Genomic DNA, 13,525 nt, shown 5'->3' on the forward strand with positions numbered 1-13,525 from the left:
CTCCGTGCATTTCGTAAACTTTGATTCGTAGACGGGTTTCTTGAACTCACCCCACGGTGTAAGGGCCAACTAACACCTAGTGTCAGGCTGGTTTCTACCGTTCACGAAAAAGAGCGTTTTAGGCCGTGCTTACGAGTTGGTGTGCCTCCCAGGCTTTCCGAATTGGGCCACCAATTGCTGATACTCCGGTGAAGTTTCCCAACGCTGCCGGTCTAGCCGGGCCTCTTCCAGTGCCTCTTTCCGGTAGGCCCACTCGTCGAAGCACCCTTGGTGAAAGCCCGAGTCGAAGAAGTTGTACAAGGGGTGCGCGGTGTCAGCTATGGCGGGTAGCGCTGTCAGGGATTCTCCCTCAAGGAGCAGGCAGTCGCACAGCGGACAAAGGGACTTGCCACGGAGGATTATCGCCATTCGGTTTAGAGGCTCAATAGTTGGTTGGGGCAGGCCGAAGATACTGTTCAGCCAAAAGGTCCTTTGTGAAACGCCATAACCATCCTTACCCACGCCCAGCCGAATTGCTGGGCACCACCACCACCTTTTTGGTTTCGAAGAAGCTCTCGGTGTAGAAGTCGCTCAGGTTGTGGATGGTGGCTTTCAGGCCCGATTCTTCGATTTCCTCGGTCAGGTCGCCGCCTTTGAGGTAGTAGAGGCCGCTGTTGGGGGCGGCTTCGTGCTGGGGCTTGTAGCGGTGCGCAATCCAGGTGTGGAAGGTGGCCAAGCGCGCCACGGCGCGGCTCACCACGTAGTCGTACTTGGGGCGCAGCTGCTCGGCGCGGGTCTGCTCGGCCGTGACGTTGGTCAGGTTGAGGGCGCGGGCCATTTCCTGCACCGCGTGGATTTTCTTGCCGATGCTGTCGACCAGGTGAAACTTCACTTCCGGAAACAGAATGGCCAGCGGCAAACCCGGCAGCCCCCCGCCCGTGCCCACATCCAGCACCGACGAGCCGGGCGCAAACTCCACCACCTTGGCAATGCCCAGCGAGTGCAGAAAATGCCGCTCGGCCAGGTTATCGACGTCGGTGCGGGCTACCAGGTTGAGCCGCTCGTTCCAGCCCCGAAACTCGGTATCGAGCTGGCTGAACAGCTGGCGCTGGTGGTCGGTGAGGTGCGGAAAGTAGTGGTGAAGGATGTGCATAGTGGGGCAAAGGTAGCAGCTCTTAGCACGTCATGACGTGCTGATTATGATAATCGGCAGGCACAAAAAAAGCCCCGACCTGCGTCGGGGCTTTCTCACTAGATGATTTCCTTTTGTTTTTCACCATGTCGAAGAGCAGCTCGCGGGCCCGGTGCAGCTGGGCTTTCACGGTGCCGAGGGGCGCTTTCAGCTCCTGCGCAATTTCCTCGTAGCTCAGCTCATCGAAGTAGCGCAGCGTCACGAGGCGCTGGTACTTATCAGGCAGCCGCGATACCACGTGCTGCATGATTTCGATCTTCTGGTTTTTGATGGTCGTCTCCTGCGGGTTCAGGTTCTGGTCGCGGAAGTCGATGGTGATTTCGTCGCCGTTGTCAATCTTGATGGCCGAGTCGATGGACATCGTCTTGATTTTATTCTTGCGGATAAAATCAATGCAGTTGTTGGTGGCAATGCGGAACAGCCAGGTGCTGAAGGCAAACTCCGGGTTGAACTTGTGCAGGTTGCGGAAAGCTTTGGCGAAGGCTTCGATGGTAAGGTCGTCGGCGTCGTCGGGGTTGCGCACCATCTTCAGCACCACATGATACACCGGCTTCTTGTAAATCTGCATCAGCTCGGCGTAGGCCTTTTCGTCGCCGTTTTCCACGGCGGCGCGAATCAGCTTAAAGTCATGCTTGGCTTTGGCAGAGAATTGTTTTTCCTGATTATTTACTTCCATCGGAGGTTGCGGTAGAGGAACAGCGACATTCCTAAAGCGAGATAATAAAAAAAGTAGACAACGTCCAGCACCGGCAGCAGCGCCACCGGCAAAGGGTCGTCGAGGCGACGGCTCAGACGCTGGTAGGTGGCACATACCAGCCCGGTGCGCGCCACCCATAGGCCGGCCAAAGGTATCCAATCGGCCCGGGAAAACAGCAACGCTAAGCTAACCGCGTAAAAAAGCAGATTGCTTCCGATAAAGTTTCCTATCCGCAGCCGGTCGGCAAGGCGGTAGCTGCGGCCGGCCGACAGATGCCGCCGTTTCTGCCGCCACCAGCCGCCCCAGGTGCCAGCCGGCTCGCTGAGCGTATGCGCGGCCGGCTCGGCCACTACGGCCACCCGTGCCCCCTGCGCCACGGCATCCTGCACCAGCAGGTCGTCGTCGCCGGACAAGCTCCGGATGTGGGAAGCAAAGCCTTTGGTGGAGGTGAATACTGCACGCGTGTACGCCAGGTTGCGCCCGACGCCCATGTAGGGTTGGCCGCGCCACGCAAACGACAGATACTGCGCGCCGGTCAGCAGGGTTTCAAAGCGCACCAGCTTGTTGAGAAACCCGGGCTCGGCGGCGTAGGCCGAGTAGCCCAGCACCATGTCGGCGGGCTGCCGGAAGCCGGCGGCCAGGTGCTGCACCCACTGGTTGGTGGCCGGAATGCAGTCGGCATCGGTGAAGAGCAGCTGCGGGTGGCGGGCCGCCTTGATGCCCAACGTGAGGGCGTACTTTTTGGGCGACAGGCCGTCGGGCGTGCGGCCGATGGTGACGAGGCGGAAGTTGGGGTAGTACTGGCTGAGCTGCTGGGCGTAGAGGTAGGTGTCGTCGTCCGACCGGTCGTCGATGAGCACGATTTCCAGGTCGGCGGGATACTCCTGGCGCAGCAGCAGCGGCAGCAGGCGGCGCAGGTTGTCCAGCTCGTTGTGGGCGCATACCAGCACCGACACCGGCTCGGCCCCGGCCTCGGTGGGCGCGGGCTCGGGCGGGCGGGTGGCGAAAGGCCAGAAGTAGTAGGCGGCGTAGTAGAGCTGCACCAGCACCGTGGCCAGCAGCAGCCAGATGGCCGGGGAGAAACTCAACAACAAAACGGGCAGCATGAATTAGCCTGCAAAAGTAGGCATTCGGGGTGGGTGGAGTACCTTTGTGGCTGAGAAGCTGCAAGTCGCAGGCTGCAAGCTGCGAGCTGACGCGTAGGCGTGAGCTTGTAGCCGGCAGCTTGTAGCTTGTGGCTTATAGCTTTTCCGCATGACCTTCGACTTAGTAACGCAAGACCCGCACACCAAAGCCCGCGCCGGGGTGGTGCACACGGCGCACGGCGCCATCGAAACGCCCATTTTCATGCCCGTCGGGACGGCCGGCACGGTGAAGGCCGTGCAGCAGCGCGACCTCAAGGACGAGGTGCAGGCCCAGATCATCCTCGGCAACACCTACCACCTCTACCTGCGCCCGGGCCTCGACGTGCTCAGCAAGGCCGGCGGCCTGCACAAGTTCAACGGCTGGGACCGGCCCATCCTCACCGACTCGGGCGGCTACCAAGTGTACTCGCTTTCGGGAACGCGCAAGATCAAGGAGGAGGGCGTGAAGTTCCGCTCACACATCGACGGCTCGCAGCACCTGTTCAGCCCGGAGGGCGTGATGGACATTCAGCGCACCATCGGGGCCGACATCATCATGGCCTTCGACGAGTGCACGCCCTGGCCCTGCGAGTACGACTACGCCGCCCGCTCCCTCGACATGACCCACCGCTGGCTGAAGCGCTGCATTGCGCGCTTCGACAGCACCGAGGGCCACTATGGCTACCAGCAGACCCTGTTTCCGATTGTGCAGGGCTCTACGTTCAAAGACCTGCGCGTGCGCTCGGCCGAGTTCATTGCCGAGCAGGGGCGCGAGGGCAACGCCATCGGGGGGCTGAGCGTGGGCGAGCCGGCCGAGATGATGTATGAGATGACCGAAATCGTCTGCGACATCCTGCCCAAAGACAAGCCGCGCTACCTGATGGGCGTGGGCACGCCGGCCAATATTCTGGAAAACATTGCGTTGGGCGTAGACATGTTTGACTGCGTGATGCCGACCCGCAACGCCCGCAACGGCATGCTGTTCACCACCCAGGGCATTATGAACGTCACCAACAAGAAATGGGAGCAGGACTTCTCGCCGATTGACGCCGAGCTGGGCGGCCACGTCAGCACGTTCTACTCGCGCAGCTACCTGCGGCACCTGTTCCAGAGCAAGGAAATGCTGGGCCCGCAGCTGGCCTCCATCCACAACCTGAGCTTCTACCTGTGGCTGGTGAAGCAGGCCCGGGAGCAAATCCTGGCCGGCACCTTCCGCGAGTGGAAGGAGAAGATGGTGAAGCAGGTGATGACGCGGCTGTAAATCGCTGATTTGCGCTGATTAGTCGTGATTTCGCTGATTTTCGCCTTTTGACAGTTGCATTACCGCAACAGCTAGCTTCGTTGCTGGTGCTTGGTGCTTCGTTGTCTGCCCGATAACAGGCTGTACAAGCAACCACAACACGCAGATAGCTAAGCACCGAGCACTAACAACGAAGCACTATTGTGAAGATTCTCGATAAATACATTCTGCAGAAATTCCTCACGGCCTTCTTCTTCACGGTGGTGGTGCTGGTGATGGTAATTTGCGTGATTGACTTCACGGAGAAAAACGACGACTTCATCCAGCACAACCTGGGCGCGAAGCAGATTATCCTGGAGTATTACGTGAACCTGTTTCCGTACTACGCCAACCTGCTCTCCCCTATCACCGTGTTCATTGCGGTGGTGTTCGTGACGGCGCAGTTGGCGGCGCGCACCGAAATCGTGGCCATTCTGGCCTCGGGCGTGAGCTTCAAGCGGCTGCTGGTGCCCTACCTGATGGGCAGCCTTGTGCTGGGCGTGGCCACCATTGCCCTCACCGGCTGGATCATTCCGTACGCCAACAAGACGCGGGTGGAGTTTGAGCGGAAGTACGTCAAGAACCCCTACCGCTTTAAGGGCCGCGACGTGCACATGAAGATCGGGCCGAGCACCTATGCCTTCATGGAGAGCTACGACAACGTCAACAACATCGGCTACAAGTTTGCGCTCGAAACCATTGAGGGCACGCTGCTCAAGCGCCGCATGACGGCCGAGGCCATCACCTGGGACTCGACGAAGCGGGCCTGGCGCCTCACGCCGCAGCTGGTGCGCACGTTTCGGGGACAGAAGGAAACGCTGCTGGCACTACCCGCCCGCGACACCACGCTCAACCTCTACCCCAAAGACTTCGCCAGCACCTACCGCCTGAGCGAAACCATGACCCTGCCCGAGCTGAACCGCTACATCCGGCAGAAGATAGAACGCGGCTCCGACGACACCCAGGTGTACCTGAGCGAAAAATACGAGCGGTACGCCTACCCCTACGCCATCTTCATCCTCACCGTCATCGGCGTGATTATGAGCGCCCGCAAGAGCCGCGCGGGCGTGGGCGGGCAGATTGCGCTGGGCTTCGTGCTGGCCTTCGTGTTCATCATCTTCGTGATTCTGAGCCGCAATCTGGCGGCTGTGGGCACCCTCTCGCCGCTGCTCGCCGCCTGGGTTCCCAGCATCCTGTTCACCGGCGTCGGGCTGGTGCTCTACCGGGTGGTGCCGCGCTAGAAGAGTAACTGAGTAAGGGAGTAGCTGAGTAAGGACTCCTTGCCGGAAAGCCTACTCAGTTACTCAGCTGCCCAGTTAACCGATTTTACTCAGCTACTCCCTTACTCAGTTACTCCATGCTGAAAGACTACCTCCGCCTGCATTTCATCGTCCTGCTTTGGGGCTTCACGGCCATTCTGGGCAAGCTGATATCGGTGCCGCCGGTGGAGCTGGTGTTTTGGCGTACGCTGCTGGCGGCCTCGGGGCTGGCGGTGCTGCTGGTGGCGCGGCGGCAGCCCTGGCGCGTGGCCGGCCGCGAGGCGCTGAAGATGCTGGGCATCGGGGCGCTGGTGGCCGCCCACTGGATTACGTTTTTTCTGGCCGCGCGCCTCTCCTCGGTGAGCGTGTGTTTGGCCGGCATGGCCACGCTGGCGCTCTGGACCTCGCTGCTGGAGCCGCTGGTACTGTGGCGGCGGGTGCGCCTGTATGAAGTCGGGCTGGGGCTGCTGACGATGGTGGGGCTGTACCTGGTGTCGCAGGCCGAGCTGGACCAGATGGCGGGCTTGCTGGTGGCCATTGTGTCGGCGGGGCTGTCGGCGCTGTTCAGCGTGCTCAACTCAAAGCTGGTGAAGCGCCACACCCCGTTTCAGCTCACGCTCTACGAAATGACCGGCGCCTGCCTGAGCATCGTGCTGTTTATGCCCCTCTACAGCCGCTACTTCACCGACGGCCAAGGCATGCAGCTGGGTTTGCAGGGCCTCGACTGGCTGTGGCTGCTGCTGCTGGCCGGCGTGTGCACGGTGTATGCGTTTTCCACGTCGGTGGAGCTGATGAAGCGCATTTCGGCCTTCGTCGTGAACCTGACCATCAACCTGGAGCCGGTGTACGGCATTCTGCTGGCCGTGCTGATGTACACGCTGCGCATCCCCGGCTTCGGGCAGGAAAAGCTGTCCACCGGCTTCTACCTGGGCACCGTGGTCATCCTGCTCAGCGTGCTCATCCACCCCGTCCTCGACCAATGGATGAAACGCCGCCAGCGCAAAGCTGAAGCCGCCGAGGTGTTGGTGGGCAAGTAGCGCGGCAGTAGCACAATCGTAGCGCGAACTACAAAGTTCGCGCTACTGCTGTATTACAGCCGCCCGCGCCACACCTGATACTCCGCCGGCAGCTCCAGGAGCGGTGGCAGCTCCAAGCCAGGAAACAGGCCATACACGGCCGAACCGGAGCCGGACAGGCTGGCGTAGGCGGCTCCGGCGGCGTATAGCTGGGCTTTGATGTCGCCGAGCACGGGGTACACCGGCGTCAGGGCGTCCTCGAAATCGTTGCTGACGGTGTCGCGCCAGGTGCTGAGGGGCTGGGCCAGGGCCGTGCGCAGGTCGTGGCGCGGGGTGCGGGGCTGCACGCGGCCATACGCTTCGGCGGTGCTGATGTGCAGGCCGGGGTACACTACCAGGCAGGCCATGCCGTTCAGGTCCAGCGAAACGGGCTCGAAAATGTCACCTTTCTCGTAGGCGAAAACCGGCTTGTTTTCAATGAAAAACGCGCAGTCGGAGCCCAGCCGGCGGGCGTAGCTTTCCAGGGTTTCGGCGGGCAGGTTCAGCGCAAACTGCTCGTTGAGGGCCCGCAGCGCAAACGCCGCATCGGCCGAACCGCCGCCCAGCCCGGCCCCGATGGGCACCACCTTGTGCAGGTGCAGCTTCACGGGCGGTAGGTCGAAATCGGCCTGCAGCAGCTCGTAGGCCCGCACGCAGAGGTTGGTGGCCGGGTCGCCGGGGATGGGCAGGCCGGTGAGCGTGAGGGCCGTGTCGGCGCCGGCGGGGGCGGGCAGCACCTCCAGCGCATCCGTCCAGGGCAGCGGCACAAACACCGATTCGAGGTTGCGGAAGCCGTCGGGCCGCTGGCCGGTGATGTACAGGCCCAGGTTGAGTTTGGCGTTCGGAAAAACGAGCATGGCGCAAATGTAGTGCTAGCTTTGCGGATGCGGCGGCCCACGCAGCCGGCATTTTTTTCTGTTGCAAGCACTGCCCGCACCGCCATTTTTTCGTTAGTTGAGCTGCCCCCGGCCAAAGGAGCTGGCCACTGCCGTTTCACAAACCACTCTTCCTGCTGCCCGCGTATGTCTCTTGCCGCCACCTGGTACCGCCGCTGGGGCAAGCGCCTGCTGGACGTAGCGCTGGCCGGGCCGCTGCTGCTGCTGGCGCTGCCGGTGCTGCTGCCCGTGGCGCTGGCGCTGGCTGCCCAGAACGGCGGGCCGTGGCTGTTTCGGCAGGCGCGCCCCGGCCGGCACGGGCAGCTTTTCACGCTCTACAAGCTTCAGACCATGACCTCCACCCGCGACGCCCACGGCCAGCTGCTGCCCGATGCCGCGCGCCTGCCGCGCCTGGGCCGCTGGGTGCGCGCCACCAGCCTCGATGAGCTGCCCCAGCTCTGGAACGTGCTGCGCGGCCACCTCAGCCTGATCGGGCCCCGGCCGCTGCTGCCCGAGTACCTGCCGCTGTACTCTGCCACGCAGGCCCGCCGCCACGAGGTACGGCCCGGCATTACGGGCTGGGCCCAGGTGAACGGCCGCAATGCCATCAGCTGGGAACAGAAGTTTCTGTACGACGTCTGGTACGTCGACCACCTCAGTCTGGGCCTCGACCTGCGGATTCTGCTGCGCACGGCCGGGCGCGTGCTGGGTGCCCAGGGCATCACGGCAGCCGGCCAGGCTACCACCGAAGCCTTCCGGGGCTCTTCTTCCGTTTGATGCACGCCATGCCCGTTTCTGCCTATCCTGCTCCTGCTGCACCGCTGGCACCGCTCGTCATTTTTGGCGCGGGCGGGCTGGGGCGCGAAGTACTGATGCTGGTTCACCAGATCAATGCCGCCGCGCCCACCTGGCATATTATGGGGTTTTATGACGATGCGCCCTCCGCAGCCGGTGCTGCCCTGCATGGCCTCCCCTACCTCGGCACCGCCGCCGACCTGAACGCCGCGCCCGGGCCGCTGCACGTGGCCGTGGCGGTAGGCAGCAGCCGCAGCCGCGCCGCCGTGGTAGCCCGCCTCACCTCGCCGCGCCTCTCCTTTCCCACGCTGATTCATCCGGGCGTGGCCTGCGCCCCGTATCAGCGGTTGCAGCTGGGGGCCGGCTGCATCATCAGCCAGGGCTGCATCCTCACCTGCGACATCACGCTGGGCCGCCACGTGCTGCTCAACCTGGGCTGCACCATCGGCCACGACGCCGTGCTGGAAGATGGCTGCTCGCTGATGCCGCACGCCAACGTGGGCGGCGAGGCCCACCTGGGCGCGGGTGTCTACCTCGGCACCAACGCCACCGTCCTCCACCAGGTGCGGATTGGGGCGGGCACCATCTTGGGCGCGGGCGCCGTAGCCATCCGCGACCTGCCAGCGCACTGCACGGCTGTGGGCGTGCCGGCTCAAATTATCAAACCGCATGTAGCATAACCCCGCCCGTTGCCGTTTACGTTTTGCTATAAACACCTATTCCACTACCTGAGAATGGCGGCCTGCCGGCCCTGTTTTCGTGTTTCCCCGCTTACAGTTCAGGCCAGAGCCTGAGCTATACTTTCTCCGATGCGCAGCCAGGATTACGACCGAATTTACCTTTCCCCGCCCCACCTCGGCCGCCACGAGCTGAACTACCTGCACAAGGCCATCGAAGACAACTGGGTGGCCCCGGCCGGCCCGAATCTGGATGGGTTTGAGCGCGACATCTGCGAGTTTACGGGCGCGGCGCACTGCGTGGCCCTCACCTCGGGCACGGCCGCCATTCACCTGGGGCTGCGGCTGCTGGGCGTCGGCCCCGGCGACACGGTGCTGTGCCCGTCGTTCACGTTCGTAGCCACCGCCAACCCCATCAGCTACCTCGGAGCCACGCCGGTTTTCGTGGATAGCGAAGCCACCACTTGGAACCTGTGCCCGCAGCGGCTGCGCGAGGCCATCGAGGCTGACCTTGGGCAGGGCCGACGCCCCAAAGCCCTCATCATCGTGCATCTGTACGGCATGCCGTGTCAGCTGCGCGAAATCCTGGCCGTAGCCGCCGAATTCGACATTCCGGTGCTGGAAGATGCCGCCGAAGCCCTGGGCGCCCGCTACGACGGCCAGCCGCTGGGCACCTTCGGGGCGGTGGGCGTTTTCTCGTTCAACGGCAACAAGATCCTGACCACCAGCGGCGGCGGCGCCCTTATCACTAATAGCAAAGAATGGGACAAAAAGGCCCGTTTCTGGGCCACGCAGGCCAAAGACGATGCCCCGCACTACCAGCACTCCGAGCTGGGCTACAACTACCGCCTCAGCAACCTGCTGGCCGGTATCGGGCGCGGCCAGATGGGGCTGCTGGATGACCGGGTGAAAAAGCGCCGCGAGATATTCAGCTGGTACCAGAAGCACCTGGCCGACCTGCCGGGCCTGTCCTTTGGCCCGACTGAGCCCGCCGGAGGCCGCGCCAACCGTTGGCTGACCTGCGTGCTGCTCGACCCCGCCCAAACCACCGTCACGCCGGAGCTGCTGCGGCAGCACCTGGAGGCGCGCAACATCGAGAGCCGGCCGCTGTGGAAGCCGCTGCACCTGCAGCCGCTTTTTGCCGACGTGCACATGTTCGGCGGCCATGTCTGCGCCGGTTTGTTCGCCCACGGCCTGTGCCTGCCTTCGGGCTCGGCTCTTACGGAAGCCGACCTGCAGCGCGTGGCCGAAACCATCCGCGACGCCTACGCCTGCCACCACCGCGCCTGAAGTCAGCACAATGCCTGGAGTGGTGGCCGCCAAACGCAAACGGGCCGCGCCTGTTGCAGCAGACGCGGCCCGGAAGCAGCTTCGAGCAGGAAAGTGGGGCCCGGCCGCCGAAAATGGCAAACTGGCCAGCCCACCGCCTGTTAGGGGCTAACCAAGTTGAGGCTCAGGTTGAAGTACAATGGGTTGCCCAGCTCGTTTTCATACAGCGGGTCGTTGTCGCCGCTGGGGTTCTGCTTGCTGAAGGCATCGAAGCGGTAGTTGTAGCGGAAGCCCGCCTGGGCCGACAGCCAGATAAAGCCCGTCAGCTGGCGCTCGTAGGTGATACGCGGCTTCAGCTCGCCGCGGCGCAGGTACACGTCCTGGCCGTTCACAGGGCCGAGATAGTAGGCGTTGCCTTCCAGCTCGTAGCCGAGCATGAGCAGCGAGTTGGCCCCGAAGCTGCGCCGCACGTTCACGCGGGCCGGGAAGATGGCCTCCACGCCCCACTTCGGGTTGAAGGTGCGGAAGTAGTATACCACCGGAATGTGCAGCAGCTGCCCGGCCCGGTAGGTGCGCGTGAGGCCCAGGCCCCACATATACGATTCGCTGGGCTTCCAGCCGTAGATGGCCGTGCCGCTGTAGGTCAGGGCCTTGCTGCTGATGGCGTCGAAGTTGCGGTAGGTGCCGTTCAGGTCGACGTTGCCCTGCACCAGCAGGAAGTTCTTGTCGTTGAGCGGCCGGAACACCGTGGCGTTGAAGCCCGTGGAGCGCAGTCCGTCTTCTAGGCGCCGGAACAGCGGCGTGCGCTCGGCATTGGCTACCCGCACGCCGGTGTTCCAGTACGTGAGGCCCAGGTTCAGAATCAGGCTGGAATTGGAAATCACCGGGGCATTGAAGCCTAGGCGCAGGCCCGCAAAGCGGTCCACCTGCTCGGTAACCTTTTGCGGCCCGCCGGTAGTAGGTACCAACGGACCAATAGACGTCAGATCAAAGGGCATCTGGGCCTCATAGCCCACCGAAATTAGCTTGGTGGGGCTTTGCAACAGCACCTTCTGGCTGGCATACGGCCGGTTGGCGGTGGCGTCGGCGTTGCCGAAGCTGCTGAAATCTTCCAGCCCCAGCGAGTCGGCGGGGGCGGTGGGCAGGTCCTGGGCCAGGGCCGGTGCGGCCAGCAACGTGCTCAGCGCCAGCAGGGCGCCGGGAAGCAGAAAACGGGAGAGATGCTGCATGAGGCTACTTCTTTACCTGCCGCTTCCACACGTCGGTCCGGCCGAAGAGCGACACGCCGATATAGCCGCGCACTTCCAGCGTGTTCGGGTCGGTCAGGGTCATCTCGCAGGAATAGTCGCTACCGTTTTTGGGGTCGTAGATCTGGCCGCCCTCCCACTTGTTTTCCCCGACATACTTGAAGTCGCGCATGTTCACCAGGCCACGCAAAGGCTTGGTGCGGGCCGATTCGGTGGGGTTGTTGACGTCAGTGCGGGGCGTGCCGTCGGGGTTGTTCATCACTTTCAGCCACACAATGCGTCCGAAGTATTTGTCGCCGCTCTTGTAGATCTGAATCATGCCCGTTCCTTCCCCATTTTTCCACACGCCTAGCACAGCGTCCGGGTTATCTGCCAGGGCGGACACCGCCGTCAGCACAACAAGCAGTAAAGTGAGCAGGCTTTGTTTGATCAGCTTCATAATGGGTACTAGAATGAGTGGGTGGGATGAAAAAAAAGGAGCAATGCTTCTCCAAATAGAAGTAATAAAATAGAATTATAATAGGGTTAATCCCCTTTTAATATAATTATAATGATGTTTTAATATCACCAAATAAGCAGCAGGGCGATACGGCAGAACTTGGAAATGCTTAACATCGAGAGCCGGCCGCTGTGGAAGCCACTACAGGTGCAGCGGGTTCTACAGCGGCCGGCTCTCGATGTTAAGCAGTGATGTTTGTACTGAGTTATTTACCCAAGGCTTGTACCTGCCTTCTGGTTCAGACCTTACTGAAAGTGACATGCAGCGCGTAGCCGAAATCATCCGTGACGCCTTTGCCTGCCACCACCGCGCCTGAAGTCAGCACAAAGCCCAGATTGGTGGCACATAAAGTTCAATAGCCAGTACACCCGGCACAAAAAGCCAGACTGCTAGTACAACCCAAGGGCAGGTAGTATTAAACCGCCGTAGCTTCCAGCGCCTGATGCAGGTCGGCCAGCAGCTCCTCCATGGGCTCGATGCCCACGCTCAGGCGCACCAGCCCGGCCGTAATGCCTAACTCCTGCCGCTGCTCCTCCATCAGGGCCCGGTGCGAGGTGCCCGCCGGATACGACAGCGACGAGTCGACGCCGGCCAGCGACGGCGCGAACGGGAACCGCTGGCTGGCCCGCATGAAGCGGCTTACAGCGTCGGTGCTGTCGTCCAGCAACCGGAACGAAACCATACCCCCGAACCGACCTGCCCCCTGCTCCCGCGCCAGCGCGTGCTGCGGATGCTGCGCCAGGCCCGGATAAAATACTTCCTGCACCGCCGGATGCTGCGCCAGCAGCTCGGCTACGGCCTGGGCATTGCGGCTGTGCGCTTCCATGCGCAGCCGCAGCGTCTTGATGCCGCGCACGGCCAACCAGCTTTCCATCGGGCTCAGCGTGAGCCCAAACAGCGTCCCGATTTGCCGGAGGCGGGCGGCATCTTCGGGCGTGCGCGCCACTACCACCCCGGCCGTCACGTCGGAGTGGCCCGCCAGATACTTCGTGACGCTGTGCATCACCAGGTCGGCGCCGTACTCGAACGGCTGCGTGAGTACCGGCGAGGCGAAGGTGTTGTCCAGTACCAGCTTCAGCCCCAGTGCGTGGGCGGCTTCGGCGGCGGCGCGCAGGTCTACCACGCGCAGCAGCGGGTTGCTGATGGTTTCGCAAAGCAGCAGCCGGGTACGGGGCTGCGCGTAGGCCGCCAGGTTGGTGGTCAGGTCCTCGAAGGGCACGTAGCTCACGCTGATGCCCAGCCGGTCCAGTTCCTGGTTGAGCAGCGCGGCCGAGCCGCCGTAGATGTCGGCCGCACACAGCACATGGTCGCCGGCGGTGCAGTAGGTCATCAGCGCCGCGAAGATGGCCGCCATGCCCGAGCCCGTGGCCACCGCCCCGGCGCCGCCTTCCAGGTGCGTCACGGCCTCGGCCAGCTCGTCGGAGTTGGGGTTGCCGTTGCGCGAGTACAGGTAGCGGCTGCCGGGCTCCCCGAAGTATAGCTCCAGCTCGTTGAGGTCTTCAAACTTGAAAACGGAGGTCTGGTAAATCGGGGTGATTTTGGGGTGGATGTGCATGGGCGGGAGAGTGGGCGGGAAAT

The 13,525-nt window shown here is 62.7% G+C and carries 13 protein-coding genes; 6 read left to right on the forward strand and 7 right to left on the reverse strand.

Going from position 1 to position 13,525, the window contains the following annotated elements; genetic code table 11:
- Positions 1 to 493 precede the first annotated feature (493 nt).
- Genes rsmG through N008_RS04225 form a run of 3 tightly spaced genes read right to left on the reverse strand, consistent with a single transcriptional unit; the run spans position 494 to position 2,974 of the window.
- Positions 494 to 1,132 (reverse strand): 16S rRNA (guanine(527)-N(7))-methyltransferase RsmG, encoded by a 639-nt coding sequence (gene rsmG, locus N008_RS04215; RefSeq protein ID WP_044013978.1) that lies wholly within the window; start codon positions 1,130 to 1,132, stop codon positions 494 to 496.
- 22 nt (positions 1,133 to 1,154) lie between these two features.
- The gene (locus N008_RS04220; RefSeq protein WP_231569778.1) at positions 1,155 to 1,847 is read right to left on the reverse strand and encodes an RNA polymerase sigma factor; all 693 of its coding nucleotides are present in this window, start codon (positions 1,845 to 1,847) and stop codon (positions 1,155 to 1,157) included.
- On the reverse strand, positions 1,838 to 2,974 hold the full coding sequence (locus N008_RS04225; protein ID WP_052381181.1) for a glycosyltransferase: 1,137 nt from the start codon (positions 2,972 to 2,974) through the stop codon (positions 1,838 to 1,840). Before N008_RS04225 ends, N008_RS04220 begins: the two co-directional genes overlap by 10 nt.
- Before the next feature lie 148 nt (positions 2,975 to 3,122).
- On the opposite strand from N008_RS04225, the gene tgt reads away from it, so the two are divergent.
- The 3 genes from tgt to N008_RS04240 all read left to right on the forward strand — a co-directional run bounded on the left by tgt (position 3,123) and on the right by N008_RS04240 (position 6,567).
- A complete protein-coding gene (gene tgt, locus N008_RS04230; protein WP_044013980.1) occupies positions 3,123 to 4,253 on the forward strand; it encodes a tRNA guanosine(34) transglycosylase Tgt in 1,131 nt (376 codons plus the stop codon).
- 182 nt (positions 4,254 to 4,435) lie between these two features.
- Positions 4,436 to 5,512 (forward strand): LptF/LptG family permease, encoded by a 1,077-nt coding sequence (locus tag N008_RS04235; protein ID WP_044013982.1) that lies wholly within the window; start codon positions 4,436 to 4,438, stop codon positions 5,510 to 5,512.
- A 116-nt stretch (positions 5,513 to 5,628) separates the two neighbouring features.
- On the forward strand, positions 5,629 to 6,567 hold the full coding sequence (locus N008_RS04240) for a DMT family transporter (RefSeq protein WP_044013984.1): 939 nt from the start codon (positions 5,629 to 5,631) through the stop codon (positions 6,565 to 6,567).
- A gap of 53 nt (positions 6,568 to 6,620) precedes the next feature.
- On the opposite strand, the gene ispE is transcribed toward N008_RS04240, so the two are convergent.
- Positions 6,621 to 7,442 (reverse strand): 4-(cytidine 5'-diphospho)-2-C-methyl-D-erythritol kinase, encoded by an 822-nt coding sequence (ispE, locus tag N008_RS04245; RefSeq protein ID WP_044013986.1) that lies wholly within the window; start codon positions 7,440 to 7,442, stop codon positions 6,621 to 6,623.
- 165 nt (positions 7,443 to 7,607) lie between these two features.
- Here ispE and N008_RS04250 point away from each other — a divergent pair, with 165 nt between their 5' ends.
- The 3 genes from N008_RS04250 to N008_RS04260 all read left to right on the forward strand — a co-directional run bounded on the left by N008_RS04250 (position 7,608) and on the right by N008_RS04260 (position 10,222).
- Entirely contained in the window at positions 7,608 to 8,237 is a 630-nt protein-coding gene (locus N008_RS04250) for a sugar transferase (RefSeq protein WP_052381182.1), read from the forward strand.
- Between the two features lie 8 nt (positions 8,238 to 8,245).
- Complete coding sequence (locus N008_RS04255) at positions 8,246 to 8,935, forward strand: acetyltransferase (protein ID WP_071884594.1); 690 nt, start codon at positions 8,246 to 8,248, stop codon at positions 8,933 to 8,935.
- Between the two features lie 129 nt (positions 8,936 to 9,064).
- Entirely contained in the window at positions 9,065 to 10,222 is a 1,158-nt protein-coding gene (locus N008_RS04260; RefSeq protein ID WP_044013988.1) for a DegT/DnrJ/EryC1/StrS family aminotransferase, read from the forward strand.
- Positions 10,223 to 10,362: 140 nt separating this feature from the next.
- Here the strand turns inward: N008_RS04260 and N008_RS04265 are convergent, their stop codons facing one another.
- The 3 genes from N008_RS04265 to N008_RS04275 form a co-directional block, all read right to left on the reverse strand.
- The gene (locus N008_RS04265; RefSeq protein ID WP_044013989.1) at positions 10,363 to 11,430 is read right to left on the reverse strand and encodes a DUF6268 family outer membrane beta-barrel protein; all 1,068 of its coding nucleotides are present in this window, start codon (positions 11,428 to 11,430) and stop codon (positions 10,363 to 10,365) included.
- Positions 11,431 to 11,434: 4 nt separating this feature from the next.
- The gene (locus tag N008_RS04270) at positions 11,435 to 11,887 is read right to left on the reverse strand and encodes a DUF2147 domain-containing protein (protein ID WP_044013991.1); all 453 of its coding nucleotides are present in this window, start codon (positions 11,885 to 11,887) and stop codon (positions 11,435 to 11,437) included.
- A 475-nt stretch (positions 11,888 to 12,362) separates the two neighbouring features.
- Positions 12,363 to 13,502 carry a trans-sulfuration enzyme family protein gene (locus N008_RS04275; protein WP_052381184.1) on the reverse strand — a complete coding sequence of 380 codons (1,140 nt, stop codon included), beginning with the start codon at positions 13,500 to 13,502 and terminating at the stop codon, positions 12,363 to 12,365.
- Positions 13,503 to 13,525 lie beyond the last annotated feature (23 nt).

Source organism: Hymenobacter sp. APR13, from assembly GCF_000737515.1.
Taxonomy (GTDB): domain Bacteria; phylum Bacteroidota; class Bacteroidia; order Cytophagales; family Hymenobacteraceae; genus Hymenobacter.